This window comes from Paenalcaligenes sp., from assembly GCF_030152715.1.
GTDB lineage: Bacteria > Pseudomonadota > Gammaproteobacteria > Burkholderiales > Burkholderiaceae_B > Paenalcaligenes > Paenalcaligenes hermetiae.
Map to the genome: position 1 here is coordinate 1 of NZ_JASLIX010000108.1, position 3,671 is coordinate 3,671.

Genomic DNA, 3,671 nt, shown 5'->3' on the forward strand with positions numbered 1-3,671 from the left:
GGTACGCGAAAGCTTAACGGTGGTGGCATTGATCGCGGTACTGCTTTATATGTCTTGGCAGCTGACCTTGATTGTTTTTGTGATGTTGCCCGTGGCTTATATAACCGCACGCATTATTTCTAAACGCTTACGTCGCATTAACCGTGGCGCCTTGGATATGAATGCGGAGCTAACCCGTGTAGTAGGGGAAACCATCGAAGGGCAGCGAGTCATTAAGCTGTTCGATGGCTACGAGCGCGAAGCTGAGCGCTTTCAGTATGTGAATGGTCGTATACGTCGCTTTGCCATGCGAGCGGCTAGTGCCAGTGCTGCTTTATCGCCGATTACACAGTTCTTTATTTCTATTGCGGTAGCGGCCGTCATAGCGGTTGCATTGTATCAAGCCACGGCTAAAGGGCTAACGGTGGGGGGGTTTGCTGCTTTTATGGCGGCGCTAGTCCAGCTGTTTGATCCGATTCGTCGTTTAGCGAATATCACGGGTACCGTGCAAAAAATGTTGACTGCTGCAGAGAGTGTATTTGCTTTAGTGGATTACGACCCTGAGGCGGACACGGGGACTCAGCAGTTAGCTACCCCTATCCATGGTAAAGTCGAGTTCCGCCATATCTCACACCGTTATCCAAACCAAGACAAACTCACTATTCGTGATGTGTCATTTACCATTCATCCTGGGCAGACAGTGGCGTTAGTGGGGCGCTCAGGCAGTGGTAAAACTACGCTTGCTAATATGTTGCCGCGTTTTGTGGAGCCTACAGAAGGGGAGATCTTTATCGATGATATGCCTGCCTCTGCGCTGCAGCTTCACTCTTTGCGCTTACATCAATCCTTTGTAAGCCAGGATGTGGTGCTTTTCGAGGGTAGTATTAAGGATAATGTAGCGTATGGTGCTTATGCCGATGTTCCCGAGGAAAAGGTTTGGGAAGCCCTAGAGGCCGCTAACTTAGCACAGTTTGTGCGTTCCTTACCCGAAGGTATTCATACACAAGTGGGGGAAAAGGCCGGGAACCTTTCAGGGGGACAGCGCCAACGCTTAGCTATTGCACGTGCTTTGATAAAAAACGCTCCAATTTTAATTTTAGATGAGGCCACTTCAGCTTTGGATAACGAGTCAGAGCGTCAGGTACAACTCTCTTTAGAGCGACTCATGAGCAACCGTAGTACATTAGTGATCGCTCACCGCTTATCCACAGTCAAAAATGCAGACCGGATCATTGTCTTGGACGAAGGTCAGATTGTAGAGTCTGGCACGCATGATGAGCTTTTGGCACAGCAGGGCGTGTATGCCAATCTTTACGAAATGCAGTTTGCTACCACTTAAGGGAAAAAGATGAAAAAAATGCGATTGGCTCTGATAGCCTTGGCGGTTGGTATGAGCGGTTGTATGGCTACGGCAGATACCGGTTTGCGAGAGTTTGATTTACGTAAACCCATTTATGAACACCATGACACACCTATCTATATGGACTTGCCGACCGTACAGCGACGCCTTTACATGCATGCACAAGCATGTGATATAGAGTACTCATTTACAAAAGATCCTTTGCAAGTACACTTTGCCACGGTGCGATATGGGCCAGCGGGGGCTACCGATTTAAAAGATCAAGTCATGCTAGATTTAACGGCTTACGCAACAGGTAAGCTAGGTGTGGTGGGGTATAGCTATTATGCGAAAAATGCCCCCTTGATTTCGGGGGTGCTTCAAGCTTTGGCTAAACCGGATCGTTGCCCCCAAGGCATTCCCTCTAAAACAAAATAATATCGTATTGTTCTTGGGAATACATGGCATCTACCTCAAGCGAAATAGGCTTCCCTATAAAATCGCCTGTTTGAGCAAGATGCTGGCTTTCTTCCTCTAAAAACAAATCCACTACGTCTTGAGAGGCAAGGATACGAAACTCTTTTGGGTTAAACTGCCTTGCCTCTCGCAGAATTTCTCTTAGGATTTCATAGCACACGCTTCTTGCGGTTAACACCGAGCCGCGAGATTGGCAGGTGGGGCAAGGCTCACAAAGTAAATTCGATAGCGACTCGCGTGTGCGCTTTCGGGTCATTTCAACCAAACCTAGCTGGCTAAAACCGCTAATCGTAATGCGGGTGCGGTCTTTTGCTACCGCATTACGTAACTCGTCCAGGACTGATTCTCTGTGCTCTGGGTTTTCCATGTCGATGAAATCCAGAATAATAATCCCACCTAGATTACGTAAGCGTAACTGACGGGCGATGGCAACAGTAGCTTCTAGGTTTGTCTTAAAGATGGTATCACCAAAATTCCTGCCGCCTACATAGCCTCCTGTATTGACGTCCACCGTCGTGAGCGCTTCTGTTTGATCAATAATTAAATATCCACCAGATTTTAAATCTACACGTCTAGATAAGGCTCGTTGGATTTCCTCTTCGGCACGTACTGTATCGAATAGGGGGCGGCTACCGCTATGATGATGGATTTTGTCGACCAAAGCTGGGGTGTAGACTTCGGCCCACTCTTTCATTTGCTGAAACACCATCCGCGAGTCCACAATAATCTTATCCGTAGAAGGGGAAGCAACATCGCGCAAAATACGTTGGTGTAAATGCAGCTCGGTGTAAAGCGTAGAGGGGCTCCCTTGCGTTTTTAGGCGTTGTAAAATAATCCCCCATAGCTTTTTTAGATACAGACAGTCTGTTTGTAGTTCCTCATCAGTAGCGATTTCCGCCTGAGTACGCACAATAAATCCACCTTCCTCTGTACCGGCTAGCTGCTGCACCCGCTCTTTGAGACGCTGTCGGCATGCCTCATCATCGATTTTTTGCGAAACGCCAATATGGGGATCATAAGGCAGATAGACCAACATGCGTCCAGCAATACTAATTTGCGTGGAAAGTCGCGCACCTTTGGTCCCGATGGGATCTTTGGTGACTTGGACAATGAGAGACTGCCCTTCAAATAGGAGCTTTTCAATCGGCGTTGGGGGGGTTCCCTCAATGCGCTCCTTGCGATTTTGTCGCAGGTCTGCCACATGGATAAAAGCTGCTCGCTCTAGACCAATTTCAATAAAAGCACTTTGCATCCCAGGCAGAACCCGCACAACTTTGCCTAAGTAAATATTGCCCACATAGCCGCGCTGTATGCTTCGTTCTACATGCAGTTCTTGTACTTGGCCTTGTTCTACAAGTGCAACGCGGGTTTCAAATGGCGTAACATTAATAAGAATATCTTCGGACATGGGTGTGTAGGAACTATATAAATAGAGTAATAGTGTTAGCTTAGCGGTTTTAAGCATGAATAGGTATGGGGGCGTGCCCACCTCATAAGATTTAGGTATGCCATTTGTTTTTTTATTTTCAAATAAGCTTGCTTTTATTTTTTAGGCTTGCTATAGTTACTTTTCTTTCGCAGCACCCCTTGGGGTTTACCCGCATCAGGGAACCCGGGTCAGAAAGATTCAGCATTAAGCTGCTTGACACAGGATTAAAATTACTTCATAATTTAAATCTTTCGCGGTTAACGCGGCGCAGCAAAATTAAGCTTTACTTTTTATTTTGTTGTGTGTTATAGTTTAATGCTTTCGCAGGGAATCAAACCTAAACGTTTACCGGTTTACGGCAGCATGCCAGCCATAAATTTTTATGTTTGATTTGAAAATAAAGCGGGTCACCTAAATACAGGTTGACAAAAATTTAAAAACGCTTCA

General features: G+C 46.4%; 3 protein-coding genes. 2 read left to right on the top strand and 1 reads right to left on the bottom strand.

The window, feature by feature from the left end; genetic code table 11:
* Together msbA and Q1V74_RS08520 are read left to right on the top strand one after the other, a co-directional pair.
* Nucleotides 1–1,318 (top strand): lipid A export permease/ATP-binding protein MsbA (gene msbA / locus Q1V74_RS08515; RefSeq protein WP_300648116.1); only part of this gene is annotated, 1,318 nt, incomplete at its 5' end.
* 9 nt (nucleotides 1,319–1,327) lie between these two features.
* Nucleotides 1,328–1,756 carry a hypothetical protein gene (locus Q1V74_RS08520; RefSeq protein ID WP_300648118.1) on the top strand — a complete coding sequence of 143 codons (429 nt, stop codon included), beginning with the start codon at nucleotides 1,328–1,330 and terminating at the stop codon, nucleotides 1,754–1,756.
* Here Q1V74_RS08520 and rng read toward each other — a convergent pair.
* A complete protein-coding gene (gene rng, locus Q1V74_RS08525) occupies nucleotides 1,743–3,203 on the bottom strand; it encodes a ribonuclease G (RefSeq protein ID WP_300648120.1) in 1,461 nt (486 codons plus the stop codon). The two genes, Q1V74_RS08520 and rng, sit on opposite strands and share 14 nt — an antisense overlap.
* Nucleotides 3,204–3,671: the final 468 nt, after the last annotated feature.